Raw genomic sequence first — 24,280 nt, 5'->3', positions numbered from 1 at the left:
TAAAAGAGTCACGACATTGTTGATAACGCTTATGCACAGATTTTTGTCTGGGCCGTTAACCGTTGAGACTCTAACAGTTACTGTCAAGGACTTGCCCCCACAGTTACAAGGACTCAAAATTACCCAATTATCTGATTTTCATTATGATGGAGTGGAACTTTCTGAGGAACTGTTAACCGAAGCGATTCGCACTAGCAATCGCATCAATCCCGATCTGGTGGTCTTGACAGGGGATTTTGTCATCCATAAACCCGATCCCATTCATGCTTTAGTCAAACGCTTGAAATGGCTAGAGTCTCGGCGAGGGATTTATGCCGTTTTGGGAAATCACGATCTTTATTATCCGACCACTCAATTTATCGTTACTGAAGCTTTAACTAAAATTGGGATTCAGGTTTTGTGGAATCAGGTCATTTATCCTCTCGGAAAAGGATTAGCCTTGGTGGGATTGCCAGATTTTTGGTCGCCCGAATTCAATCCAGCTTCAGTGTTAGACCATCTCGAGCCAAAATTACCGCGCATTGTGCTGTCTCATCAACCGGATAGTGCGGAAGTCTTGCAACAATGGCGTGTGGATTTACAGTTATCCGGTCATACCCATGGGGGGCAAATTGTGTTACCTCAATTGGGGCCATTAATCGCTTATCAAGATCGAGTGATTAGGGTAACACCTAAGTGGTTACGGGAGTATATCCCTTTACTGCAACGAAAGTGCGATCGCGTCGTTAAGCATTGGGAATGGTCGGCTGGATTGTACCAAGTTAATCACAATCGCCTTTATGTGAATCGAGGATTGGGGACTTATCCCCCTGGTCGGTTATTTTGTCCTCCAGAATTAACTGTGATTACGTTAGTTTAAATAAAAATGATCAAACTTTATGATTTTTTGCCCTCCGGCAATGGCTACAAAGTCCGTCTGTGTCTCACTCAGTTAGGACGAGAATTTGAGCGCATTGAAGTGAATATTCTTAAAGGTGAAAGTCGCAGGGTTGAGTTTTTGCTAAAAAATCCGAATGGACGCATACCAGTGATTGAAGTTGAGCCAGATTTTTTTTGTTTGAATCCAATGCAATTTTGATCTATCTTAGTCAAGGAACGAATCTATATCCTGATAGTTCATGGGAGCAAGCACAGGTGTTGCAGTGGATGTTTTTTGAACAGTACAGCCATGAACCTTATATTGCTACACCTCGCTATTGGATTTCAATTTTAGGAAAAGAACAAGAGTATCAGGAAGCCATCGAGCAAAAACGCCAGGGAGGATATGCGGCGTTAGAAGTGATGGAAAATCATTTAAGGGTTAATGATTTTTTTGTCGAAAATCGGTATACCTTGGCTGATATTGCCTTGTTTGCCTATACCCATGTTGCGCCTGAAGGAGGTTATGATTTAAGTGGTTTTGGAGCGATTCAAAACTGGATCTCTAGAATTGAAGAGCAACCGGGATTTATCCCGTTAATGTTTGATGGATTTTAGGTTTCCTCTATTTAAGCAGAATTTCTCAATGTTCGAGGTTTGATACAAGAGGGATATGGGAATTCAATACGGTAATCTAACTCTATATGGAATATCTCAACAAGAATTAGTCAACTATTTGTCTGAAATTAGTGAAGAAGCTTATGTCTCTCCAACTTTCGATAGAGTGACAATTCTGTACGCTTCATATTTTGAAAATGATTTAGGTCGAAAACAAAATTTAAAGTTTAGAAACCTAGATACAAATTGGAAAAAGATATTTAAGCAATACCACTATAGTTCGTTAGCACCATTAGTGTTTTTTGCATTTCACCTTTCAAAGTTTTTTTCATGTTCGGCTCTTGGTGTCTTTGTTTATGACGGTAGCTGCTTTTGGTATTCTCTTTATCAAAAAGGATTAATACTCGATGAGTATACAACTTGTGGAGGAAATCGTTGGCAAATAGGTCAAGGTATGCTTTTGCATGAATTCGGGAATCAGATTAAAGGAGGAGATGCGAAAAAATCATGTAAAGCTTTTGAAAAAGAGAAACTTATTAGTGAAGTTAACACTATTTTAACAAAGCCAGATGGAAATAACTGTAAACGATTAGACAGTTTTGATGGGTCTCGCTATGATGCTCTACTTCAAGTAGAAAACTATGATTCTCCTACTACTCGACATGAAGCCTTAGCAAGAGTTTTAGGTGTTTGTCCTGGTTTGGTGGTGGGATTAAACTATTCAGCTATTGAATCAGGAGAACTAGCAGACTTTTTGGATGATTTTGAGTATTATGAAAATAATGGAACTATCTCTTTTGAAGAATTTGATTTAAAGTTCAAAAAAATATTGAATTAACCAATATTTTTTTGTCTTGTATTTGTTCAAATATTTCAATTACTTCACAATAGGTAAAATAATAAATCTGCAAATTTGCCCTCGTAAATCACTCCCACTCAAGTTAACTCCACTCAAATTTAAGGAATGGAGATCGATTTCTTGCAAATCTAATCCACCAAAATCTCGTTCACCCTGATGATATCGTTGATGTAATTCCTCTCGATTCATAGTGCAATCCACTCATCGTTATTCACTGTAATATTGATATTGCCAATGGATACGAGGATGCAGAAGTCTCTGTACCGGTTCCCCTCCCTGAAGATGGGATTCAACAATCTCAGATACATCTTCCGGTTTTACCCGACAATACCAAGTTTCATCTGGTAAAACCCGCACCGTTGGAGCCAGATTACATTGTCCTTGACACCCAACAGCTTCTACTTTAACGGTTTCACTCGCATACCCTTCAAAAGCAGCTAAAACCTCAGCCGATCCTTGCCTAGTACAAGATTCATGTTGACAAAGCCAAACATACCGACAATTCACCTCTTCTGGAGAATTTTCTGACCCCTTACCCATTGCCTATTGCCTTTCAATGATGAATATCCAAGGATAAGACATATTGACCTAAATTGAGGCGCTCGCACCACAGTTCATACTCAATTCTCAAGTGTTCAGGTTGGGAATCCCCCGTTAAAATCAAACTGTGAGTAAAATTGCGTAAGCGCATCTGTCCTACCTCATGGGCAGACTCTCCGGAGAGCCAATATCGAGATAATCCATACATGCCCTGTTCCCAGAAATGGCGATAACTCAATTTGCCATTTCCCTGCATTGTCATCACTACCCGATGAGCAGAAATCTCTAACCATAATAATCGCGGTGGCCCGGCTAAGGGAATGGTTGGATCAATCTCTGGGTTACGGTCGTAGAGTCCGGGTTCATTGAGTAACAGATGAAAGCGGTCTCGGTCTTTACGGTATAACGTAGCGGCAGTTTCCACAAACGAATAAATAGGAAGATCCGTCGAGGAAAAAGACAGACTAACAGGTTTGCGGTGGTTTTTGAGCATATCACATGAAGAGAGAACAACAATTGACAGATTCAGAAGTGAACCCCTACCAGCCTGTAACACCTTAGGGTATGATTGCGCTACAGAGTCTTAATTTTCACTTATTTTTAGTTTATCTCCATGACCGCCCCGATTGTTACCCTAAATTTAATTGGCCCTAATGAAGATTTGATCATTCAACCCCCAAAAACTGGGGTAGCGCTACAGGGCAAGATTCAAGTGCCTGGAGATAAATCGATTTCCCATCGATCGCTGATGTTAGGGAGTTTAGCCCAAGGAGAAACAACGATCGCCGGATTGCTCATTGGAGAAGACCCCCAGAGTACCGCCGCCTGTTTCCGAGCCATGGGCGTAAATATTACAAAACTTAACTCCGAAGAAGTTAAAGTTAACGGTTTAGGACTCGGAGCACTACAGGAGCCAACTGATATTTTAGATTGTGGCAACTCTGGAACCACAATGCGCCTGATGTTGGGAATTTTAGCCTCCCATAAAGACCGCTTGTTTAGTGTAACGGGAGATCATTCCTTGCGATCGCGTCCCATGTCCAGAGTGATTAACCCCCTAAAACAAATGGGCGCTCAAATTTGGGGACGTAAAAACCACACCCTTGCTCCTCTAGCTGTACAAGGCACCCAACTCCAACCCATTCATTACCATTCCCCTATTGCCTCAGCCCAGGTCAAATCCTGTATTCTCCTGGCAGGACTGATGGCAGAAGGAGAAACCACGGTCACCGAACCGGCGCTATCTAGAGACCATAGCGAACGGATGTTAGCCGCTTTTGGCGCAACGGTAAAAAGAGACCCCCAAACCCATTCGGTTACTGTTGTAGGGCCAGCTCAATTATCCGGTCAATCGATTATTGTTCCTGGAGATATTAGTTCGGCAGCCTTTTGGTTAGTTGCAGGAGCCATCATTCCCGATAGCGACCTGATCATTGAAAATGTTGGTATCAATCCTACCCGCACTGGAGTATTAGAAGTCTTAGAGCAAATGGGAGCCGATATTGAATTTCTGAATCAAAGAATAGTGACGGGTGAACCCGTAGCCGATTTACGAGTCAAATCGAGCCGTCTGCACGGATGCGAATTTGGCGGTGACTTAATTCCCCGCTTAATTGACGAAATTCCCATCTTAGCGGTTGCTGCTGCCTTTGCGGAAGGCAAAACCGTGATTAAAGACGCGGCAGAATTACGGGTTAAAGAAAGCGATCGCCTGGCCGTTATGGCCTCCGAACTAAGCCGTATGGGAGCCAACATCACCGAACACCCCGACGGCTTAGAAATTATTGGCTCTACTCCCCTCAAAGGGGCTGAAGTTGACAGCCATACCGACCATCGGATCGCCATGAGTTTGGCGATCGCCGCCCTCAATGCCCAAGGGAAAACCACCATTCATCGCGCCCAAGCAGCCGCCATTTCCTATCCCAGCTTTACCCCTACCCTAGAAAGACTCTTAATTGAGGGATAGTCGATCAATAAGATTGCAAGCCTGCCAACTCTCAACTATTCACTATCAACTATCCTGAGATAGAATGCACTATAGTAACCCTAATTCATGTTGCCTTAAAGCCCCAGTTTAAAATCCATCCCAGAGATTTCCTGAACATCAGCTATTTTCAACCACGGGGTTTTTCAGTTAAGCTCTGGATAACCTGATGTGTCGCTGCTCGCGAATGGACAGTTCAAATCCTACTCTAGAGTTATTCAAAGTATTTGTTGAACAAACCCCTGCCGCTGTGGCTTTGTTCGACCAAGAAATGCGTTATTTACTCACCAGTGATCGCTGGCTGAGTGAATATGGTCTTAGGGATACCCCCCTAAACAACCTCACCTTCTACGATACCTTTCCCCATTGCCCAGAGCAATGGAAACCCATTCATACAGAATGCTTATTAGGAAACTATGAAGGGTGTGAAGAACATTATTTTTTCGGAGAAGATGGAAAACTGCAATGGGTCGAATGGGATATTCGACCCTGGCATAATTCTTCCGGAGAAATTAATGGTCTCATCATGTTCACCCAAAATATTACTAAACGTAAACGAGCAGAGGCGGCTTGGATGAAAATTGAGAATCGGTTTAACAAACTTACAGCTAATGTCCCTGGAATTATCTGTCAACTCCTTCTTAAACCCGAACACCCCATCCAATTCACTTATGTTAGTCCAGGTTGCACCAAAATCTGTGAGCTTGATCCAGATGCCCTTGAGCAACATCCCCTTCTGTTTCAGGAATTAATCCATCCGGATGATTTATCAGAATACAAATCTTCTATCACAACAGCGATTCAAAACCGATCGGCCTGGTCTTGGGAAGGCCGAATTATTACCACATCAGGTCAAATTAAATGGCTCGCTTGCTCCACTTCCCCCCCAGATACTCAAAACTCGCTAGAACAACAATTTTTAGACGATCTCCCCTATAACTTTACTCCCCATGAACTGCTCCTAGATGGCCTATTTATTGAAGTTACTGAACGCAAACAGGCAGAACTAAGCCTTCTGCAACAGGAAACCCAGTTAAGGGCCCTGTTTAAAGCCATGACCGATTTGATCCTCGTCCTCGATCGAGAAGGTCACATCCTAGAAATTGCCCCAACCAACTGCAACCTCTTTACTCAAGACCGGCTTGAACTCTATGGCATGAAAATCAGCGATCTCATGCCTGATGAAAATGCCCATCGCCTACTTGCCAATCTTCGTCGTTCCTTAGAAACCCAAAAAACGATTGATGTAGAATACTCGATGACCCTAAATGACCAAATTTTTTGGTTAGCGGCAAAAGTCTCGCCTTTAGATATGGATACTGTGGTTTGGGTTGCCCGTGATATTACCCGTCGCAAAGAATCAGAGGGAAAATTAGAGCAATATCGAGATACCTTAGAAGATCGAGTTGCACAAAGAACCGCTGAACTAGCAGCGGAAGTTGAAGAACGTCAACAAGTGGAACAGTCCCTACGCCAGCATGTACAAATGCTGGATTTAGCCAATGATTCCATTATGATTCTGGGCTTAGAGGGAACGATTAAATATTGGAATCATGGGGCCCATAAACTCTATGGTTGGACGAAACAGCAAGCGATTAATCAGAATATTCATAGTCTCTTACAAACGGAATTTAGTATCCCTTTACCGACTATTCACAAGATTTTGCAAGAACAAGGGTATTGGGAAGGAGAATTACAACAAACCAAGCGCGATGGAACTCCAGTAACTGTTGCCAGTCGATGGACCCTTCAGCGAGATAGACAGGGCCGTCCAGCCGCCCTGTTAGAAATTAATAATGATATTACTTATCGCTTTGAAACTGAGATGGCCTTACGCAAAAGCGAGGAACTCTATCGCACCTTGGCTCAAAATTTTCCGGATGGTGCAGTGGTCTTATTCGATCTCGACCTCCGGTTTACCCTGGCAGAAGGCCGAGAATTAGGGAAGTTGCGATTAGCTAAAGACAAATTGGAAGGGGAAACTCCCGCAGACATCTTTCCTCAATCGGTCAGTCAATTGATGGAATATCATTACCAAAATGCGTTAGCGGGAGAAACGGAACACTTTGAAATTTCTTTGGGGGAAAACTTTTATTTAATTCAGACCCTACCTGTTAGAAATGATGACGGATATATTATGGCGGGTATGGCTTTAATGCAGAATATTACTCAGCGTAAGCGCTCTGAAGAAGCCATTCGTAAAAGTGAAACTCGCTATCGAGAAATGGCCCAACGGGAGGAGTTGATTAACCGTTTGGCTTCTCAAGTCCGTAATTCTTTGAATCTTGACCAGATTTTGGACATAGCGGTGGTCGAAATTCAGAATTTGTTACAGGTGGATCAGTGTTTATTTAGTTGGTATCAGTCCCAGGGAGAAGACACACTACAAACTCCAGAATTTTCTCCCTATGGATATGTGAATGTGGTCAAAGAGGCAAAAACGGAAACTTTACCAACCGCATTGGGGTGTTTTCCAGTAGCTGCTGACGATCCGCTGTTGAATAATTTGCTTAATCTAGAAATGCTCCAAGTGGATGATGTCTTCAGTCATGAAGACCCAGGAATTCATCAGCTTTATGAAAGTCGAGGATATCGGGCAATCCTTTTTTTACCGATTAAAACGGCTTATGGCGAGTTAGGATGTGTCAGTTGTGCCCATTTTGATGGCCCCCGTCGATGGACAGAGGATGAAGTAGAATTATTACAAACTGTCACGGATCAGTTGGCGATCGCGATTAGCCAAGCTGAACTCTATCGTCAGGCGACTGTAGCGGCGGAAAACGCCGATCGCAAAGCCAAAGAACTTGAAGAAACCCTCAGACAACTGCAACGTACCCAATCCCAACTGATTCAAAGCGAAAAACTCTCTAGTCTTGGTCAAATGGTCGCCGGTGTTGCCCATGAAATTAATAATCCCGTCAACTTTATTTATGGTAATTTAGTTCCGGCAAGAGATTATACGGCTGATATTCTCGGACTCTTACAACTCTATCAAGAAACCTTTCGCGATCCACCAGAACAGATAGAAGAAGAAATTGAAGCGATCGATCTAGAATTTATTAGTGAAGATTTACCCCGACTCCTCGACTCGATGCAAGTGGGAGCAGAGCGGATTCGGGAAATTGTCCTATCTCTGCGTAACTTCTCCCGATTGGATGAAGCAGAAATGAAAAAGGTTGATCTTCATGAAGGCATTGATAGCACCTTAATGATTCTCCAAAATCGATTAAAAGCCAAAGGCGATCGTCCAGGGGTAGAAGTAAGCAAACATTATGGTAAATTACCCCAAATTTTCTGCTATCCAGGACAACTCAATCAAGTATTTATGAACTTGTTCAGTAATGCGATTGATGCCTTGGAAGAGTCTAATATAGCTGAACCCAAAATCACAATTACGACTGAATTGATCGACAATAACCAAGCTGTCGTCAAACTAAAGGATAATGGACCAGGAATTGGCGAAAAAGTTCGTCAACGGTTGTTTGACCCCTTCTTTACGACCAAACCTGTGGGTAAAGGAACCGGCTTAGGATTAGCCATTAGTTATCAAATTATTGTGGAAAAACATCAAGGACAACTCAGTTGTGTTTCTGAATTGGGTCAGGGCGCAACCTTTGTGATTCAAATTCCCGCAGTTTCCCATTAGAGTAGGGAATAGGGAAAACCAAGTTTTCCCTATTCCCTAATTCCTTAATTTCTTAATTCCCTATTCTCCTATGACTCTACGGTGGAACTCCTTTTCAAGTTTGCTCAGTACAACGCTGTTCGTTGCCCTGAACTGGGGATGTACTCCCCAAACCCCTCAAGACTCCTCTGCTCCTCCTGCTGCAGAAACCATGCCCTTTGTGGCAGTCACTCAGATTGTAGAACATCCGGCTCTAGATGCTACCCGTGATGGCATACAGGATGAGTTAAAAGCAGCCGGATATACGGCTGGAGGAACCCTAACCTGGAAGTGGGAGAGCGCCCAAGGCTCACCGGCAACTGCCGCCCAAATTGCATCTGCGTTTGTAGCAGAAAAACCGGATGTCATTGTGGCGATCGCCACTCCATCCGCCCAAGCTGCCGTTGCTGCCAGTACCGATATTCCCGTAATTTTCAGTGCGGTCACCGATCCAGTCGCAGCCAAATTAGTGGAAAACCTCGATCAACCGGGGGGTCTAGTCACTGGAGTGAGCGACCTATCTCCGATCAATCGCCATGTGTCCTTAATGCAAGAAATTAATCCTAATCTGAAGACGATTGGTGTAATTTATAATGCTGGAGAAGCCAACGCCGTTTCCTTAGTCAATTTACTCAAAGACCAGGCCCAAATTAAAGGATTATCAGTCGAAGAAGCCACCGTTGCCAATTCCAGTGGTGTAGTCACTGCTGCCCAAAATTTGGTCGGGAAAGCCGATGTAATTTATGTGCCCACGGATAATACGGTGGTTTCAGCTCTAGAATCAGTGATTCAAGTGGGGATGGATAATAAAATTGGCATTTATTCTGGAGATACTGATTCGGTAGAGCGGGGGACGATCGCCAGCTTAGGATTTGATTATTATGATGTTGGCCGACAAACCGGCAAACAAGTCATCCGTATCTTAGAAGGAGAATCCCCTGGTAATATCTCTGTAGAATCCGTCGATACCCTAAAACTGTATGTTAACCCCAAAGCTGCCGAAGCCATGGGTGTAACCCTTCCCACGTCAGTCCTCGATCAGGCCGATACGGTAGTAGATTAGGGGAATGGAGCGGATTGTCTATTGCCTATTCCCCCTTGCACGAAGCTCTGTAATTTTAATTGTTGCTTATGACTGCCCTCTTAGGAGCCATTGAACTGGGTTTACTCTATAGTCTCGTCGGTTTAGGCGTGTATCTATCCTTTCGTGTCCTTGACTTTCCCGATTTAACCGTCGATGGCAGTTTTCCCCTTGGAGGTGCTGTAGCTGCCACCTTAATCGTCAATGGAATGCATCCTATCATTGCCACAGCAGTGGCGATCGCTGCTGGGGCACTTTCAGGAGCTTGCACTGCCTGGCTAACCGTACAATTCAAGATCCTCAATCTGCTCTCTAGCATTCTCACCATGATCGCCCTCTATTCCCTCAATCTGCGGATCATGGGTCGCCCCAATGTTCCCCTTTTGGGAGAAACCACCCTCTTTAGTCCCCTGAATAGCCTCTCTGTGCCCCGTCAAGTGGTCATTCCCATCATTTTGGTCATCATTGTCATTTTGCTCAAAGTTGGCCTAGATGCCCTCTTAGCAACCCAATGGGGCTTGGCATTGCGGGCAACTGGTGCCAACTCAACCATGGCTCGCGCTCAAGGGGTCGATCCCGGAATGATGATTATTGTGGGTATGGCCTTAAGCAATGCCCTGGTTGCCCTGGCGGGGGCACTCTTTGCCCAAATTTATGGATTTGCCGATGTCACCCTGGGAGTAGGAACCATTGTCCTTGGATTAGCCGCCGTGATTATTGGCGAAACCTTTATCCCTGGAAAAACCATCTTTCAAGGTACATTAAGCGTCATTTTAGGTGCACTGGCGTATCGTTTAGCCATCGCTATTGCCCTGAATGCCAATTTTATGGGACTTCAGGCCCAAGACTTAAATCTAGTTACGGCCTTATTAGTCGCGATCGCCCTCATCTTACCCCAAACCCCCCTTAAAAAATTAACCCTTAAAAATTAAGGGAATCGCAATAATTCAGAGTTCTTCAATTCCCCATCTCCCCATCCTCCCCCTACTCACATAACCGTTCCTTAACCCAAGCTCCTGGGCGATCCCCCTTGCCAACTGCCCGGTTCAGTCAGACACTGGACTAGGAAAGTTATTGGTTTTTGATATAAGAGGGTTTTTTTCGTGAAAAATGTCTTAGGGATTATTCTCGGAGGAGGGGCAGGAACCAGACTGTACCCTTTGACCAAACTACGGGCTAAACCAGCCGTACCTTTAGCTGGTAAATACCGGTTGATTGATATTCCCGTCAGTAACTGTATCAACTCCGAGATTTTCAAAATCTATGTTCTGACTCAATTCAACTCCGCTTCCCTAAACCGCCATGTGACTCGCGCCTATAGCTTTTCTAGCTTCTCGGAAGGCTTTGTAGAAATTCTGGCGGCTCAACAGACGGCGAATGACACTGACAGTTGGTTTGAAGGGACAGCCGATGCGGTGCGTAAATATCTATGGTTAATGCAAGAATGGGATATTGATGAATATTTGATCCTATCGGGAGATCATCTGTACCGTATGGATTATCGGGATTTCATCAACTACCACCGGGAAAGCCAGGCGGATATTACCCTGTCGGTAGTTCCCATTGATGAGGAACGTGCCTCTGATTTTGGGTTAATGAAAATCGATGAGACGGGACGAATCATTGATTTCAGTGAGAAACCCAAGGGAGATGATCTGAAAAAAATGGCGGTGGATACGACCATTTTGGGTCTTTCTCCAGAAGAAGCGAAACAAAAGCCCTATATTGCCTCCATGGGCATTTATGTCTTCAAAAAAGATTTGATGGGCAAACTGCTCACGGAAAATCCGACGCAAAAAGACTTTGGTAAGGAAGTTCTACCTTTTGCTGCGGCTCAGGATTACAGAGTGCAGGCCTACCTGTTCAATGATTATTGGGAAGATATCGGAACGATTAAGGCGTTTTATGAAGCGAACCTGGCGCTAACGGAACAACCGACTCCACCGTTTAGTTTCTATGATGAAACCGCCCCGATTTATAGTCGTTCACGGTTCTTACCTCCTTCTAAGCTATTGGATGCGAAGGTGACTCAATCGATTGTGGCAGAGGGCTGTATTCTCAAGAATTGTACTATCCATCATTCGGTTTTGGGTGTGCGATCGCGCGTAGAAGCCGATTGTGTGGTCGAAGATTCCATGCTGATGGGTTCAGACTTCTACGAACCGTTTGCTGAACGCCAATCTGGGATTCAGAAAGGAAAGGTTCCGGTAGGTATTGGCGAAGGAAGCACGATCCGAGGGGCAATTATTGATAAGAATGCTCGCATTGGTCGCAATGTCAAAATTATTAATAAAGACCAGGTGGAAGAAGGAAACAATAAAGAGACTGAAAAGCTAGGCTTTTTAATTCGTGGTGGAGTCGTGGTGATTATTAAAAATGCCACTATTCCCGATGGTACAGTGATTTAGTCTACTCAAGATTTAGGGTAATGGAGATCCTCTTTTAATCAAGGATGATGACTGACTCCTGCCGACTGATTCTATTAATTGGTCTTCCAGGTAGCGGGAAGTCTACCCTAGCTCACCAGTTGATGGCGGCTTGGCCGACCTATCGACTGGTTTCTACTGATGCTATTCGGCGGCAATTGTTTGGAAATGCCGCAGTTCAAGGGGATTGGAGATTAATCTGGAATCAAGTCAGGTTACAGTTTCAGTCAGCTCTGCTCGAAGGGGCACCAACAATTTATGATGCAACAAATGCGAAACGAGCCAACCGCCACGACGTGATTCAGCTTGGCCGTCAGTTAGGGTTTTCTTCGATTACCGGGATTTGGATTAGAACTAGGTTACAGGAGTGTTTGGCGAGAAATCGATCGCGCGATCGCCAAGTTCCTGAAGAGGTAATCTTAACCATGTACCGCCAGCTTTGGGGTACGCCTCCGAGTCTGGGTGAGGGGATGAATCATTTGATTTTTTATCAACCCAGGAGGGAACTCTATGATGATTGAGCGGGAGATGCGGAGATTGGTTTGTCGTGCGGAATGTGGGTGGTAACGTCTTTCTCTTGTATAGAAGCAATACGAAAGAATCGGGTATCGTAGCCCGATTCCAGTAGAAGAAGTTGCCTGCAACCGGAATTAATCGCATCTGCGATGACTCGATCTCCATATTTTTCTCTTAAAATAATGAACCAATATGCCCATTACACAAATCTTTGAACATCATCGGTCGGTTCTCCACCCAGATTTAAAGGATCGTCTTTGAGGGATTGGGCTATGGATTCATCAAAGAACCAACCAATATACTCATCTTTGAGAAGAATATCGGGTTGGAATTGATGAGCAAACTTCATCATCGCCGTACCTTTATTTGTTGCTGTACCGAGATCGAAGCTCATGATGTTATCTCCAGATTTAGGCTTTATTGAAATCAGAATTCACAAAAAAACAATAAGCGATCGCGTTTCAGACTAAATCATTCAAACCTTGAATTTAGCAACTATTACGGTATTGTTGGACTTCTTTCATGTTCAGTTAGTTAAACACTCATTTAGTTAGCCTGTCAAGTGCTTCTGAGGGAAAATAAGGTTTAGGCTAGATAGAGTAGTCTGTTTAGGAAAATGCTCTAGATCGTGTCCAAGCCATCTGACTCTACTGCCAAGAAAGAGAAACAAAGGCGTAATCCAGAAGTGACAAAAGCTAATATTCTGGCCGCCGCGATTGAAGAATTTGCACAGTATGGTTTATCTGGCGCAAGGACAGAAGCGATCGCCACTCGTAGCGGAGTGACTAAAGCAATGCTCTGCTACTACTTTAAAAACAAAGAAACCTTGTATCAATCCGTCTTGCAGGAACTGGTTGATGAAATTAACCAGGCCTTTCAATCCATTGATGTGGAGAGATTATCTCCTGAACGGGCATTAGAAACGGTTGTGCGCAACTATATCGAGTTTGAAGTGAGTCATCGTTGGCATGGAATGCTCTGGTTTCAAGAAGCTATTCAGAATCAAGGACGCTACGGTGAACAGACCGGTTGGGAAGCTGGGTTTCAATCCATTGTTCAGATCTTGGAGCGAGGAATTGCTGAAGGGAAATTTCGACCGGTCGATCCATTTCTGACCGCCATTAATATCTTAGGGGTTTGTTCTTTCTACTTTGATGCCTATGAAAACTTGAAGTATCTCAATACCAAGAAAGCACTCCTCAGTACTGAAATGGTTAAACAGCAAACTGAAACGGCAGTTGAATTCATTCTTGCTGGAGTAACGACTTCTTGACAGGGAGTCAAGAGATGGGGCGATCGCCGGAAAACTAAGCAGCAGAAGAAACCCGTACTGCCTGCAAAAACATCCAAGACAGCGATCGCAACTCATCCATTAGACTAGAAAATATTCCCTCTCAGGGTTATGAACCAGAGGCTTATCCGATATGGCGCATCAGATATCCACAACCGAACAGGTCAAATTTTGGCGCGATCCAGTTCTCAACGATCTGGAAATGCTGCACGCCACCTACATTACCTATTCCTTCTCGCGCCATGCCCACGAAGGCTTTGGCATCGCCATTGTGGAATCTGGGGCAATGGAGTTTGAATACGAAGGCGAGACCTACATCGCTCCACCCGGGAGCGTGGTAGTGACCCAACCGGGGGCGATTCATACAGGAGGGGCAGTCTTGGAAACAGGGTGGACTTATCGCACGCTCTTGCCCGCCGCTGATTGGCTCCAGCAAGCTGCCACCGAATTGGCCGAACGCCCCAAGGGAATTCCCTATTTTCCCTCACCCCTCATTTACGATAAACGCCTCAATCGCTTACTTCTCCAACTTCATCGCAGTCTCGAAGCTATGCCATCCCCCTTAGAACGGGAATCCCGCTTTCTGTGGGGCATGGCGCAACTGATTAATGCCCATGCAAGCGATCGCTCCTGGGTCAAACCCATCGGTCAAGAACATTCAACCGTTGAACGGGTACGCGAGTATTTAAATGCCAACTACCATACCAATATTTCCCTCGAAGAACTGGCTAACTTGGTGGATCTAACTCCATTGCGACTCTTGCGCACCTTCCGCAAACAGGTCGGCTTGCCACCCCACACCTATCTCAACCAAGTGCGCGTTTACCAAGCTAAACGGTTACTCGCAGCAGGTTGGTCCATTATCAATACTGCGTTGGAAACGGGCTTTACCGATCAAAGCCATCTTCACCGCCACTTCAAGAAAATAGTTGGACTCACTCCAGGACAGTATGTCCGAGGCTGCAAAAACGTACAAGATTAACCAGAATTAATCCTGATAGGCTAGCCATCATCAAGTCTACTGGCTATCCTCAATGATCCAACTTCAAGAAGGTTCTCATTCAAAGAGGCGGATTCTATCTCCCCAGGCTGAATTCTGGACTGGCGCGCGGGATATCTTGCCGCTGATTATCGGGGCGATTCCCTTTGGCATTATCTTTGGTACGTTGGCGACCAGCAATGGCTTATCCATTAGTGGCGCGTTGGCAATGTCAGCCTTTGTATTTGCGGGATCGTCTCAGTTCATTGCTGTGGGTCTAATGGCGGCAGGAACAGGCTGGCTGCTGATTGTGTTGACTACCTTTATCGTCAATCTTCGCCATTTGCTGTACGCGGTTAGCCTCCTTCCCTACGTCCAATCCCTGCCCCAACGCTGGCAGGCGATTCTGGGATTTTTTCTCACAGATGAGTCATTTGCCATTGCCATTCGACGTTACGAACAAGTTGATGGTGCTTCGATGAAGCACTGGTACTTTTTGGGAGCATCAGTGACGATGTATGTCAGTTGGCAATTGTCCACGCTGCTTGGCATTACGATCGGTCAGACTCTACCCAATGCTGCGAATTGGGGACTTGATTTTGCCATGTCTGTTACTTTCATCGGCATGATTGTGCCCTATGTCAAAACAAAGCCCATGGCGATCGCCACCCTCGTTTCTGGGATGGTTGCTCTGCTTGCCTATCCTTTACCTCACAAACTGGGGCTGATCGTAGCGGCGATCGCTGGAATTACTGCTGGTGTCCTCAGCGAACGGGTTCTCAAACCCAGACCGAATCTATGAAATTCAATCGAACTGTAATTCTGTGGGAGTGAACAGCTATGATCCATGAAGAACTTATGATTGCGGGAATGGCGATCGCCACGTTCTCGATTCGCTATGTCATCTTTGGGGCGAGTCACCATATCACCCTGTCCCCCTCATTATTGAATGCCTTGCGCTACGTCCCGCCTGTGGTGTTGACGGCGATTGTGGTGCCAGAAGTGTTAATGAGTGATGGTGGGCTAGATATGAGTTGGATGAATGCTCGCTTAGTCGGGGCGATCAGCGCTGTTCTGATTGCCACAACGACTCAGAATCTCTTGTTCACCATTGGTCTAGGTATGGCTATATTCTTAGGCTGGAATGGGGTTCTCAACCTATTGTTTTAAGCATGGACTCAGAGGCAAGAGGCGATCATCCATGAAACCGACTAAACTCTTTTGTTGAGGGGCAAATTACTCTTAGCCCCTTGTCTATCCAAGATTGATGAATGGTAACCTGAAAGAGACATGGTATTCGGGAAAAGTGGTGTACCCATTACTCATTACTCTTCGTCCCAATCATCGTCTTCTGGGATGCTATTTTCCAGTTTCGTGATTGCCAGTTTAATCACTTGCGCTACAGGGGGTTCGCTCTCCTGAGTTAAGGCGGTTTGTAGGGAGTCTATCACGGTCAAGTCGCCAATTTTCATTAAGGATAGAGCTGCGCTTTTGCGACTTTCTGCCTCTGAATGCTGGAGTAGCTCTAAAAGTGGAGGAATGCCTTTGGTATATTTCAAATTGCCTAACGCGGTTGCGGCTTCACAGCGCACGATAGAGGCAGCATCATTTAAAGATTGTAATAATAACTCAAGTTCGCGATCGCAGTTTCCGGGATTTTCTTGAGCCACTTGCACAATCACTTCTATCATTGCTGCTCGCACTTCCGGGGACTCAGAATCCATTTGTTCATAAACCAAATCTTTGGCTTCCGAACCAATAAAGGCTAATGCCCAACCGACTAATCCCTTATAATTCTCTGGATGGTTGGGATTGGAGAGAATATCCAGTAGAGCGGGAACTGCGACTTCTCCGGTTCTGGCTAAAGCACCCACAGAAGAGCCTTTAACGACCATATCATCATCATTGAGCAGGGCTTGCACCAGGGTCGGAACTGCTGTAGGATCAGCGATTAAGGTTAAGGTTTTCGCTGCTGCTCGTCGCACGACCACATTGGTATGATGTTGCAGAGCTTCCAATAATACCGGGGTGGCGGGTGTACCAATACTTTTTCCGATGGTTTCCGCAAAACTGAGGCGCACCATCCCTCTAGAGTCGCCCAAGCATTCTACCATTTGCTGCAACACTTGGCGATCGCCACTATCAAACTCTTCAGCGACCATTTGCGCTTGCACGCTTTGCAAAAAAGCATCGGTTTCTTCAGCAGACAAAGCACCCAAGCGATCTACAGTAGAAAATTCAGCAGGAGAGGGATGGTTCATAACAAACTACAGTAAGCACAAACTTGATTTTATAACGAAAGTCAGGCAATAGGTATATACAGTAGTTAAAATCAGGACGATTACAGTATTAACTGAGAGGTTAAGTACAACCGATGGTTTTCAAAATTGCTAAATGGGGAAATACCCTAGCGATTCGTATTCCTCAATCTCTAGCTCAGGAGATTCCCCTTTCTGAAGGAACTGACGTTGATCTAGTGGTCATTGATGGTAATTTGGTGATTAAACCGCGATCGCATTCCTCCTATTCCCTAGAAGAATTAGTTACCGCTATTACTCCAGAAAATTGCCATAGAGAGCAAGACAGTGGTGTAGCTGTGGGGAACGAGGTGTGGTGATTTCAGAAGATGGCTATGTTCCCAAGCGAGGAGATATTGTCTATATCAACTTTAATCCCACTAAAGGCGATGAGCAAAAAGGTTCCCGACCTGCTTTTGTGGTATCACCGTATAGTTACAATGTGAGAACTTCCCTGGCATTATTCATGCCAATTACGCGACAGCAGAAGGGGTATCCTTTTGAGGTGGTGTTGCCTTTGCAGCTACAGACTCAGGGAGTCATCTTAGTCGATCAAATTAAGTGCTTGGATTGGCAAGCTAGGAAGGTAGAGTTTAAAGAGACTGTACCAGAAGATGTGGTAGAGGAAGTTCAGGCTAAAATTGAACCTCTAATTTTGTAAAGATTGAGATCAAACCATGCCAGTGCTGAAGCTTTCTTGCAGGAAGAGTTTCGGCAATAGGATTTTCTATTGCCTATTGCCTATTCCCTAGCGCGAAGTGCTATTAGGTGTAGATACTCTCAAATTCTCCAGGTTGATAGATTTCGTCATCGTCATGGGGACGACATTCCCGACTACCGCTTACTCATTACTCCATTATGGCAGAACAAACCCCTTAGATTTCTTCTTCTTCTTACCCTTCGTCCCCTTCTCATTGCCATTTTGCATATACGCTTTCATCTGGGGGGTAAACCCATCTCCATCCGCATTCGGAAAATTTCCTTTAGCCACATTTTCCACAATTTGAACATGCTTGGGCAACAAATCCTTCAGCGCATATTGCTCCACAATTAATTCCCTCGCCTTTTCGCGCAAAGGAGCCATTTGATCGGGATTATCTAAAGCCTCACCTACCCGTTGAGCAATCTCTTTCGGTGAGAAGAAATCCACCAATAAACCATTCTCTCCATCCCGGATCATTTCCCGTACCGGAGCAGTATCCGAACCCACGATTAAACATCCTGTAGCTAAGGATTCCATCATCGACCAAGATAATACAAACGGTCGGGTTAAATAGACTCGCACAGTAGAGGCTTGTAGAACTTGTAAATAGAGTCCATAGGGGAGAGGCCCGGTAAAATGAACCCGTGACATATCCAAGTTTAGGCGCTCTAACATGGCCTGCTTATAGGTTTTTCCATCGGGCAAAGACTTACCGTAACACACTCGGTCTTCTCCCACAATCACCACATGACAATTGGGGCGCTTTTCCTGAAGATAAACAATCGATTCCATGAACTGGGGAAACCCGCGATAGGGTTCCATTCCCCTAGTGGCATAGGTGACGATTTCATCGACTCCAGATAAATCGAGTGGCTCAATAAATTTACTGTATCCTTCACCGGTGAATTTCATTTTTGCGCCTGGATTGGGCTTAAAATAATCTGTGTCGATGCCATCGAAAATTACGGATAACTTGCTCTGAAATTCTGGCGGAAATTGGGACTTTTGCCACTGGGTCGGGCAAACTCCCCAATCACAGTTATATAAGTCTTGTAAAATCCCAGCATTTTTAACCCGAATTCGACATAAATCATCAGCCGAAAGGGGTTCTGAGGGGTCAAAATCAGCATCGGTTCCCCTAGCGTGATAAAACCATTCGTAATAGCACAGAAGGGGAGATTCTGGGAAAACTTCTTTCAAAAATAAAGTTGGCCCCCATCCAGAATGGCCATACATAATATCGGGAATAAATCCTTCTGCTCTCAGTTTCTCCGCAACTCGATACACACTTTGACCATACAAAACAGCGCTTTCTAAGGGGCGGACATAGTGATGGGTTTCGGGTCGCGGTTCTCGACTGGGATTAAACAGAACTTTTCGCACTCCGGGAATCACCCATTCTGGGCGTTCATTTTTGGTAATGAAAACGACTTGATTGTTGGGGTTGCTGCCAAAGACGTTGGCTAAATGGCGGAATTGGGCGGGAAAATTGGGGTGTAAAAATAGGATTTTCATGTTTTTTTTACAAACAGTTAAACAGTCACGACAGTAGTGTCTTTTTCAGCTAATTCGATGCATTAGATTTTGTTTTTAGTGAGTCCCTCTCCAGCTAGGCTTTTAAGCACTCTTCGTGCTTACACCAAACAAAGCACTATTTTAGGTGAAACAATCCAGTAGGGTGTGTTACAGAGAAGGGTTGGGCAAGGGGCTGAAGCCCCTTGCCTCTCAAGGAGAGAAGGGGGGTTCGGGAGCGCGACAGATCCAAATACAATCTCTGGGGACTAATTCCGTATTTTGTTCTAAGATTTCATAGCCCAAGGTGGTAAGGAATTTTTCCATGATTTCATTGGTCATAATAGAAAAAGCAGTTCCATCTCGTTTTCCGAGGAGATTATGGGGATAGTCATTGAGGAATTTTTCCCATCCGAGGGGGGAGAGGATATTACTATGGTGGAATAAACAGAGTCGTCTGCCGCGCAAAAGTGGGGGGATTTGAACTAGATAATTATAAATATCTCGCGGTTCGATATGAACCATGGTATCGTAACAGAAACACACATCAATACTTGCCGGTTCAACGCCTTCTAGGGTGAGTCCATTAAGTTTGACGTAGGATGTCCGTTCAGTTCCTAATCTTTGTTGAGTAGCTTTGAGCATTTGGGCGGAAATATCAGCACAAACTAACTCTTGACAATAGTTCAATAATAGGGCAGCGGTTTTACCTCCACCAATACCAATTTCTAGGACGCGATCGCCGGATTCGATATAAGGTGCGATTAAATGGGTTTCGATTAACTGTTCGTATTCAGACAGGGAAAATGCAGCTCCGGCTTTTTTTCCGATCCATTCATCGCCAACATGCTGATAGTCAGGATCGGTAGATGTCCAATTTTGGGCGTAATTATCCCAAGCGCCTTCATAATCAATGGGGCTGGATGGTTTAGTCATAGTCCAAGATAAGGGTTGATGAAGATAAACAGATAAACGTTGGTTGTGAGGGGTAAAATAGTCGGTAAGCTGTTGATACAGTTGGGGAGAAACGTCGGGGTAATCTCCAGCATCATAAACGGGAGGGTCAGTTAAAGTATAGGGCGGTAATTGCAGAAATTCATAGACTTGATCGGCGATCGCCTGGGGATGAGCATAAAAGTCTTCCGCGAGTAAAATCAGGAATTGTTCTGGAGGAAAATATTGCTGCCAACGGAGCAGTTGATCGATGTATACACCTCGCTCTAAATAACTGTAATGGCGATGGTTAAAGCTATGATAAAGGGGATTGGCTTGGATTTTTTCCACTTCTGTTTGCAGTCGCTGGGGTTCACTGGCGATCGCCGCTTCTAATCCCAACGATTCAAATCCCCACCTTACCTCATGATAATAATGGGAAATTGCCCGCTTGACCGGATCGCGCAATAGCACAATCAACTTCACATCTGGATAACATTGGTGAACCCGTTGGGGAACACAGGGATGATAGAGATAATAGGGACTCGCTTCCCCTTTGATTCCCGGTTGGGGAAACTGTTCCTTATACCAGGAAACGCCGCGATCGAAGTGTAAGCTAAAGAAATGGAGTTCCTTTTCCGTCGCTGCACTTATCCCTGGATGTTGAATCAGATGATGATAGAGGGAAGTTGTCCCGCTTTTTTGCGCCCCTATAATCAGGTAATCGACCATAAACCGGTTATTGAGAGTTGTTTGGAAGGCTAGGCCCGCTCCTGCTTAATAATCTTTTAACATCTTTGCGGCATTTATGGACAAAAACCCGCAGGGCAATCCCCTGGGAACCATAGCCTGCTTGCCAACTGCGCCAGCCTAGCTCTAAGATCGGCCAACCAAAATTGAGGGGGCGATCGCCAAAAGGATTGTTTTCTACCTCTTGGGGATTGAGATTTAGGCGATCGCACACTGCATGGTTCAAGTTGCAATGGGTGATATAGCTTCTTCCCCTGAGTTTTTCAGCTTTCTGCAATCCAGTCATCACTTCTTGGGAAAGAGTTCCGGCATTTTCCACCACTCCCACGGTGTTCGTGTCATGAATGCGATATCGCACCAAGGGGGTAGAAATATGGGCAATTTTCCCCCGATGGGAAGCAATGAGCGCTATCCACCAATCATGATACCAATCGCCGCCCTTTCGGGGTGGAAAAGGTAGCACCACTGAGAGTAATTCAGGGCGAAACATCATCGTACATCCGGTTAAGGTGTTGCGCAGCAACAGCAGTTGGGGGGTGAGCTTTTGGGGAGATCGCTGTTCAAATTCCCACGCAGAAGGATGACAAGTGTCGTCTTGCGCATCGATTAGCTCTAGGTCAGAATGGACTAAAAGGGCAGATTGGGACTCTAAAGCGTGCCATTGACGCTCCAGTTTATCCGGTAACCAAATATCATCCTGATCGCAACAGGCGATCGCCTCCAACCGTTGATCTCCTACACATAATTCTAATCCGCGCTCAAAGTTATGATACGAACCTACATTTTCCGAGTAGGAATGGAAGTGAAAACGGCGATCTCCGGCGATCGTTGCTTGAATCTGGCTTTGACACCCTTCAGATGAGCAATCGTCAACCACATGACACATCCAATCTTGCCAAGTTTGCTCCCGCAAAGACTCAATTTGTTTGCGCAAATATTCCATATTGGGGTTATACGTTGCTAGAATAATTCCAATTTTTCCCATTACCAATTCCCGATAAAATGATGTGAAAATTTGAGGATAACCAGAGTGAAGAAAGCCAAGGGAAAACGCCCCGTTTATTTAGATAATGCCAAAGTAGATCGGTTATTAACGATGATTATGACATTGGCCAGTGAGGTTTCTGTCTTACACGATCGCCTGGATACCCTCGAACGATTAGCCCAGGAAAAAGGTATCCTTTCCCTGGAAGACATTGAAGCCTATCAACCCGATGAGCAAACGCAACAGCAACGGGAACAGTGGCGACAGGCTTATCTGGAGCGGTTGTTAGGCGATCTAGCCACGGATAATGAATAATGAATACTTGTGAATACTTGGAAACCCCAGAGACACCAACCACCCATGACCACACTACCCCAAACTCTAGATGAGGCGATCGCCCAAGCGAAAGCAGCAACGTTGCAAGCCCTCGAAGATGGAATGCACTTAATTCAAGTAGAGTTAGTCTTTCCCGAAATTGCCCTAGAAGCGCAGAAACTCGCCCAAGACTTTATCCCTATTTTGCAAGAGTTTGGGGGACAACCGAAGATCTTCTTTCCAGATACCGGAGCGGCAGCTCTAGCGCGTCGAGACTGGGGTGAAACTCCCTTTAAAGTCACGGATTTAGGCAGTAGCCGATCGCCCATTGATCATAAAATAGACCCCGAAGACGAGAGCTTTCTGATCGTTAATCCCTCATCCGTAGAAGTTGGACAAGTCGAGCGTCTGGTGAATTTAGCCGGCGATCGTCCCATCATTCTTTTAATCCCAAAACTCGAAGATGTGGCTGTTGTCGGTATTGGTTATACGGCTCGTCAACTGCGCGAGAGACTCTTAAGCCAAATCTACTCCTGCTATTACATCCGCCCCCTAGAAGGTGCAGCCCTCTATCGCTGCCATCCCCATCCCTGGCAAGTTTGGCTCGAAACCGCAGACGGTACTTATACTCAAATTGCCGAACAACTGCAAAAACCTGTAGGGGAAGTCCTAGATCGGATTTTAATCCGAGCTACTACCGGAGAAAATACGGCAGAAGCCACCCCGACTCAGAAACGGCGAGGGGGGATTTTCGGAGAACTTGAACGCTTTATTAAAGCTTTGACTCAATAACCCCAGAACAGTTGTCCAGGACTAAACTTTGTCAGTACACTGTAGAAACACCAAAATAGCTCAGATTTTAAAGGAGATCGGCAAAGCTAACTGGGTGTTGAGGAAGACTGTGGCAACTTACCCTGGATTCCTCATACCATATTCTCTATGATGATGCACTTTAACAATTGGCCCAGAGCCACTTGCCTCCCAAGGATCGATTAAGGGCAAGGTTAAAGAGAAATGGTATCAGTACGGAACCGACTTGATTAGCACACAGGGAATACAAAGCAATGATAGGAGCAACAGGACGACGAGTTTTTATTGGTGATGTCCATGGGAATTATGATGGCTTAATGCATCTTCTGGAGGCGATCGCTCCTGTAGAGAGCGATGACTTATACTTCTTAGGAGACCTGATCGATCGCGGGCCAAAAAGCGCAGAAACCGTTAACTTCGTTCGTGATAGTGGCTATCCCTGCATTCGAGGCAACCACGAACAACTACTGATCGACAGTTTTCCAGACGGCAAAATCCATTATCCCGCCCTCCAAGCATGGCTCTATAGTGGCGGACAAGCTACTCTGAGTAGTTATCACGATGCCCACCTCCTTCTGGAGCATCTGCAATGGATTAGCAATCTTCCCCTATACCTCGACCTCGGCGATGTTTGGCTTGTCCATGCTGGAGTTCATCCCGATTTACCCATCGACGAGCAAACCGAATATGAACTCTGTTGGATTCGCGATCAATTTCACTGCATTCCCACTCCTTACTTCCCTGATAAAACCATTATCACCGGCCACACCATCACCTTTACCTTCCCTGGTGTGTTACCCGGTCAAATTGTCCAAGGACAAGGCTGGTTAGATATCGACACGGGAGCCTACCATCGCCGCAGTGGATGGTTAACCGCCCTAGACTGGACAAACCAACAAGTTTATCAAGTCAACGTCTATCATCAAGCAGTCCGTATCTTGCCTCTAGAAGAAAGCATCACTTTTATAGAACCTGAAGCCATTATTCCTCGACATCCAATTGCCGCCAACCATTAATAATGGGCAATAGGCACGAATAGCAAGCGGCAAGAGAAAATGTCCTAACTATTCTTTGCCCTGTTATATAGCAGAGAAAGGGAGAGTTAGGACATAATAGAAAGACAAAGTTAGCGATCGTGAGATTATGCCAGCAGCTTATA

The 24,280-nt window shown here is 45.1% G+C and carries 26 protein-coding genes and 1 pseudogene; 18 read left to right on the top strand and 9 right to left on the bottom strand.

Translation table 11 applies throughout. From position 1 onward, the window contains the following. Positions 1-31: 31 nt before the first annotated feature. From J7529_RS04425 to J7529_RS04410, 3 genes and pseudogenes are all read left to right on the top strand, one after another. A complete protein-coding gene (locus J7529_RS04425) occupies positions 32-859 on the top strand; it encodes a metallophosphoesterase (protein ID WP_318727993.1) in 828 nt (275 codons plus the stop codon). Next, positions 860-1,476: pseudogene (locus J7529_RS04415) on the top strand (glutathione S-transferase family protein). 55 nt (positions 1,477-1,531) lie between these two features. Then, positions 1,532-2,314, top strand: coding sequence for a hypothetical protein (locus J7529_RS04410; RefSeq protein ID WP_318727990.1), 783 nt, complete (start codon positions 1,532-1,534; stop codon positions 2,312-2,314). Between the two features lie 39 nt (positions 2,315-2,353). Here the strand turns inward: J7529_RS04410 and J7529_RS04405 are convergent, their stop codons facing one another. From J7529_RS04405 to J7529_RS04395, 3 genes are read right to left on the bottom strand one after another with little or no spacing between them, the layout of a single operon-like run. After that, positions 2,354-2,524: a pentapeptide repeat-containing protein gene (locus J7529_RS04405; protein ID WP_271936781.1), complete on the bottom strand. Its 171-nt coding sequence runs from the start codon at positions 2,522-2,524 to the stop codon at positions 2,354-2,356. A gap of 18 nt (positions 2,525-2,542) precedes the next feature. Continuing rightward, positions 2,543-2,875 carry a (2Fe-2S) ferredoxin domain-containing protein gene (locus J7529_RS04400; RefSeq protein ID WP_271936783.1) on the bottom strand — a complete coding sequence of 111 codons (333 nt, stop codon included), beginning with the start codon at positions 2,873-2,875 and terminating at the stop codon, positions 2,543-2,545. 13 nt (positions 2,876-2,888) lie between these two features. After that, positions 2,889-3,368, bottom strand: coding sequence for a hypothetical protein (locus J7529_RS04395; RefSeq protein WP_318727989.1), 480 nt, complete (start codon positions 3,366-3,368; stop codon positions 2,889-2,891). Between the two features lie 120 nt (positions 3,369-3,488). Between J7529_RS04395 and aroA the strand changes: the two genes are divergently transcribed. The 6 genes from aroA (at position 3,489) to J7529_RS04365 (ending at position 12,551) form a co-directional block, all read left to right on the top strand. After that, on the top strand, positions 3,489-4,841 hold the full coding sequence (aroA, locus tag J7529_RS04390) for a 3-phosphoshikimate 1-carboxyvinyltransferase (RefSeq protein WP_318727988.1): 1,353 nt from the start codon (positions 3,489-3,491) through the stop codon (positions 4,839-4,841). 205 nt (positions 4,842-5,046) lie between these two features. Next, complete coding sequence (locus J7529_RS04385; RefSeq protein ID WP_318727987.1) at positions 5,047-8,505, top strand: PAS domain S-box protein; 3,459 nt, start codon at positions 5,047-5,049, stop codon at positions 8,503-8,505. Between the two features lie 70 nt (positions 8,506-8,575). Beyond that, complete coding sequence (locus tag J7529_RS04380) at positions 8,576-9,586, top strand: ABC transporter substrate-binding protein (protein ID WP_318727986.1); 1,011 nt, start codon at positions 8,576-8,578, stop codon at positions 9,584-9,586. Between the two features lie 62 nt (positions 9,587-9,648). Further along, a complete protein-coding gene (locus tag J7529_RS04375; protein ID WP_413038806.1) occupies positions 9,649-10,536 on the top strand; it encodes an ABC transporter permease in 888 nt (295 codons plus the stop codon). Positions 10,537-10,707: 171 nt separating this feature from the next. Further along, positions 10,708-12,012, top strand: a complete 1,305-nt coding sequence (locus J7529_RS04370) for a glucose-1-phosphate adenylyltransferase (RefSeq protein WP_318727984.1) — start codon at positions 10,708-10,710, stop codon at positions 12,010-12,012. 44 nt (positions 12,013-12,056) lie between these two features. Next, positions 12,057-12,551: an AAA family ATPase gene (locus J7529_RS04365; protein WP_318727983.1), complete on the top strand. Its 495-nt coding sequence runs from the start codon at positions 12,057-12,059 to the stop codon at positions 12,549-12,551. On the opposite strand, the gene J7529_RS24630 is transcribed toward J7529_RS04365, so the two are convergent. Both J7529_RS24630 and J7529_RS04360 read right to left on the bottom strand, forming a co-directional pair. Beyond that, positions 12,539-12,727, bottom strand: a complete 189-nt coding sequence (locus tag J7529_RS24630; RefSeq protein WP_413038805.1) for a class I SAM-dependent methyltransferase — start codon at positions 12,725-12,727, stop codon at positions 12,539-12,541. The genes J7529_RS04365 and J7529_RS24630 overlap by 13 nt on opposite strands. 18 nt (positions 12,728-12,745) lie before the next feature. Beyond that, complete coding sequence (locus J7529_RS04360; RefSeq protein ID WP_318727982.1) at positions 12,746-12,940, bottom strand: hypothetical protein; 195 nt, start codon at positions 12,938-12,940, stop codon at positions 12,746-12,748. Positions 12,941-13,174: 234 nt separating this feature from the next. Here J7529_RS04360 and J7529_RS04355 point away from each other — a divergent pair, with 234 nt between their 5' ends. The 4 genes from J7529_RS04355 to J7529_RS04340 all read left to right on the top strand — a co-directional run bounded on the left by J7529_RS04355 (position 13,175) and on the right by J7529_RS04340 (position 15,986). Next, on the top strand, positions 13,175-13,819 hold the full coding sequence (locus J7529_RS04355) for a TetR/AcrR family transcriptional regulator (RefSeq protein ID WP_318727981.1): 645 nt from the start codon (positions 13,175-13,177) through the stop codon (positions 13,817-13,819). A gap of 151 nt (positions 13,820-13,970) precedes the next feature. Beyond that, complete coding sequence (locus J7529_RS04350) at positions 13,971-14,819, top strand: AraC family transcriptional regulator (RefSeq protein WP_318727980.1); 849 nt, start codon at positions 13,971-13,973, stop codon at positions 14,817-14,819. Positions 14,820-14,871: 52 nt separating this feature from the next. Beyond that, complete coding sequence (locus J7529_RS04345; protein ID WP_278002967.1) at positions 14,872-15,618, top strand: AzlC family ABC transporter permease; 747 nt, start codon at positions 14,872-14,874, stop codon at positions 15,616-15,618. Between the two features lie 38 nt (positions 15,619-15,656). Next, entirely contained in the window at positions 15,657-15,986 is a 330-nt protein-coding gene (locus J7529_RS04340; protein ID WP_318727979.1) for an AzlD domain-containing protein, read from the top strand. Between the two features lie 155 nt (positions 15,987-16,141). Here J7529_RS04340 and J7529_RS04335 read toward each other — a convergent pair whose 3' ends face one another. Then, positions 16,142-17,077 carry a HEAT repeat domain-containing protein gene (locus tag J7529_RS04335; RefSeq protein WP_318727978.1) on the bottom strand — a complete coding sequence of 312 codons (936 nt, stop codon included), beginning with the start codon at positions 17,075-17,077 and terminating at the stop codon, positions 16,142-16,144. A gap of 113 nt (positions 17,078-17,190) precedes the next feature. On the opposite strand from J7529_RS04335, the gene J7529_RS04330 reads away from it, so the two are divergent. After that, positions 17,191-17,433 carry an AbrB/MazE/SpoVT family DNA-binding domain-containing protein gene (locus J7529_RS04330; protein ID WP_271936814.1) on the top strand — a complete coding sequence of 81 codons (243 nt, stop codon included), beginning with the start codon at positions 17,191-17,193 and terminating at the stop codon, positions 17,431-17,433. Then, positions 17,430-17,774, top strand: coding sequence for an endoribonuclease MazF (gene mazF / locus J7529_RS04325; protein ID WP_413038804.1), 345 nt, complete (start codon positions 17,430-17,432; stop codon positions 17,772-17,774). Before J7529_RS04330 ends, mazF begins: the two co-directional genes overlap by 4 nt. A 195-nt stretch (positions 17,775-17,969) precedes the next feature. Here mazF and J7529_RS04320 read toward each other — a convergent pair whose 3' ends face one another. The 3 genes from J7529_RS04320 to J7529_RS04310 all read right to left on the bottom strand — a co-directional run bounded on the left by J7529_RS04320 (position 17,970) and on the right by J7529_RS04310 (position 21,996). Continuing rightward, positions 17,970-19,331, bottom strand: coding sequence for a glycosyltransferase family 4 protein (locus J7529_RS04320; RefSeq protein ID WP_318727976.1), 1,362 nt, complete (start codon positions 19,329-19,331; stop codon positions 17,970-17,972). A 210-nt stretch (positions 19,332-19,541) separates the two neighbouring features. Continuing rightward, complete coding sequence (locus J7529_RS04315; protein ID WP_318727975.1) at positions 19,542-20,993, bottom strand: sulfotransferase domain-containing protein; 1,452 nt, start codon at positions 20,991-20,993, stop codon at positions 19,542-19,544. A gap of 7 nt (positions 20,994-21,000) precedes the next feature. Further along, on the bottom strand, positions 21,001-21,996 hold the full coding sequence (locus J7529_RS04310; protein WP_318727974.1) for a glycosyltransferase: 996 nt from the start codon (positions 21,994-21,996) through the stop codon (positions 21,001-21,003). Between the two features lie 45 nt (positions 21,997-22,041). On the opposite strand from J7529_RS04310, the gene J7529_RS04305 reads away from it, so the two are divergent. The 3 genes from J7529_RS04305 to J7529_RS04295 all read left to right on the top strand — a co-directional run bounded on the left by J7529_RS04305 (position 22,042) and on the right by J7529_RS04295 (position 24,137). Continuing rightward, a complete protein-coding gene (locus J7529_RS04305; protein ID WP_271936824.1) occupies positions 22,042-22,311 on the top strand; it encodes a hypothetical protein in 270 nt (89 codons plus the stop codon). Between the two features lie 45 nt (positions 22,312-22,356). Beyond that, on the top strand, positions 22,357-23,103 hold the full coding sequence (locus J7529_RS04300) for a DUF1995 family protein (protein ID WP_318727973.1): 747 nt from the start codon (positions 22,357-22,359) through the stop codon (positions 23,101-23,103). A 272-nt stretch (positions 23,104-23,375) separates the two neighbouring features. Continuing rightward, complete coding sequence (locus tag J7529_RS04295) at positions 23,376-24,137, top strand: metallophosphoesterase family protein (protein WP_318727972.1); 762 nt, start codon at positions 23,376-23,378, stop codon at positions 24,135-24,137. Positions 24,138-24,280: the final 143 nt, after the last annotated feature.

It is taken from the genome of Roseofilum sp. Guam, assembly GCF_017746735.1.
Classification (GTDB): Bacteria; Cyanobacteriota; Cyanobacteriia; order Cyanobacteriales; family Desertifilaceae; genus Roseofilum; species Roseofilum reptotaenium.
This window is presented reverse-complemented; position numbering and strand designations above follow the sequence as displayed.

Bases quoted from the DNA above. Each gene is read 5' to 3' on its own strand.
- J7529_RS04365 (WP_318727983.1), top strand. From the start codon at position 12,057: ATGATGACTGACTCCTGCCGACTGATTCTATTAATTGGTCTTCCAGGT.
- J7529_RS04395 (WP_318727989.1), bottom strand. From the start codon at position 3,368: ATGCTCAAAAACCACCGCAAACCTGTTAGTCTGTCTTTTTCCTCGACG.
- J7529_RS04425 (WP_318727993.1), top strand. From the start codon at position 32: ATGCACAGATTTTTGTCTGGGCCGTTAACCGTTGAGACTCTAACAGTT.
- J7529_RS04345 (WP_278002967.1), top strand. From the start codon at position 14,872: ATGATCCAACTTCAAGAAGGTTCTCATTCAAAGAGGCGGATTCTATCT.
- J7529_RS04350 (WP_318727980.1), top strand. From the start codon at position 13,971: ATGGCGCATCAGATATCCACAACCGAACAGGTCAAATTTTGGCGCGAT.
- J7529_RS04335 (WP_318727978.1), bottom strand. From the start codon at position 17,077: ATGAACCATCCCTCTCCTGCTGAATTTTCTACTGTAGATCGCTTGGGT.
- J7529_RS04410 (WP_318727990.1), top strand. From the start codon at position 1,532: ATGGGAATTCAATACGGTAATCTAACTCTATATGGAATATCTCAACAA.
- J7529_RS04330 (WP_271936814.1), top strand. From the start codon at position 17,191: ATGGTTTTCAAAATTGCTAAATGGGGAAATACCCTAGCGATTCGTATT.
- J7529_RS04310 (WP_318727974.1), bottom strand. From the start codon at position 21,996: ATGGGAAAAATTGGAATTATTCTAGCAACGTATAACCCCAATATGGAA.
- J7529_RS04300 (WP_318727973.1), top strand. From the start codon at position 22,357: ATGACCACACTACCCCAAACTCTAGATGAGGCGATCGCCCAAGCGAAA.
- J7529_RS04405 (WP_271936781.1), bottom strand. From the start codon at position 2,524: ATGAATCGAGAGGAATTACATCAACGATATCATCAGGGTGAACGAGAT.
- J7529_RS04400 (WP_271936783.1), bottom strand. From the start codon at position 2,875: ATGGGTAAGGGGTCAGAAAATTCTCCAGAAGAGGTGAATTGTCGGTAT.
- J7529_RS04385 (WP_318727987.1), top strand. From the start codon at position 5,047: ATGGACAGTTCAAATCCTACTCTAGAGTTATTCAAAGTATTTGTTGAA.
- J7529_RS04295 (WP_318727972.1), top strand. From the start codon at position 23,376: ATGATAGGAGCAACAGGACGACGAGTTTTTATTGGTGATGTCCATGGG.
- aroA (WP_318727988.1), top strand. From the start codon at position 3,489: ATGACCGCCCCGATTGTTACCCTAAATTTAATTGGCCCTAATGAAGAT.
- J7529_RS04380 (WP_318727986.1), top strand. From the start codon at position 8,576: ATGACTCTACGGTGGAACTCCTTTTCAAGTTTGCTCAGTACAACGCTG.
- J7529_RS04340 (WP_318727979.1), top strand. From the start codon at position 15,657: ATGATCCATGAAGAACTTATGATTGCGGGAATGGCGATCGCCACGTTC.
- J7529_RS04320 (WP_318727976.1), bottom strand. From the start codon at position 19,331: ATGAAAATCCTATTTTTACACCCCAATTTTCCCGCCCAATTCCGCCAT.
- J7529_RS04315 (WP_318727975.1), bottom strand. From the start codon at position 20,993: ATGGTCGATTACCTGATTATAGGGGCGCAAAAAAGCGGGACAACTTCC.
- J7529_RS04360 (WP_318727982.1), bottom strand. From the start codon at position 12,940: ATGAGCTTCGATCTCGGTACAGCAACAAATAAAGGTACGGCGATGATG.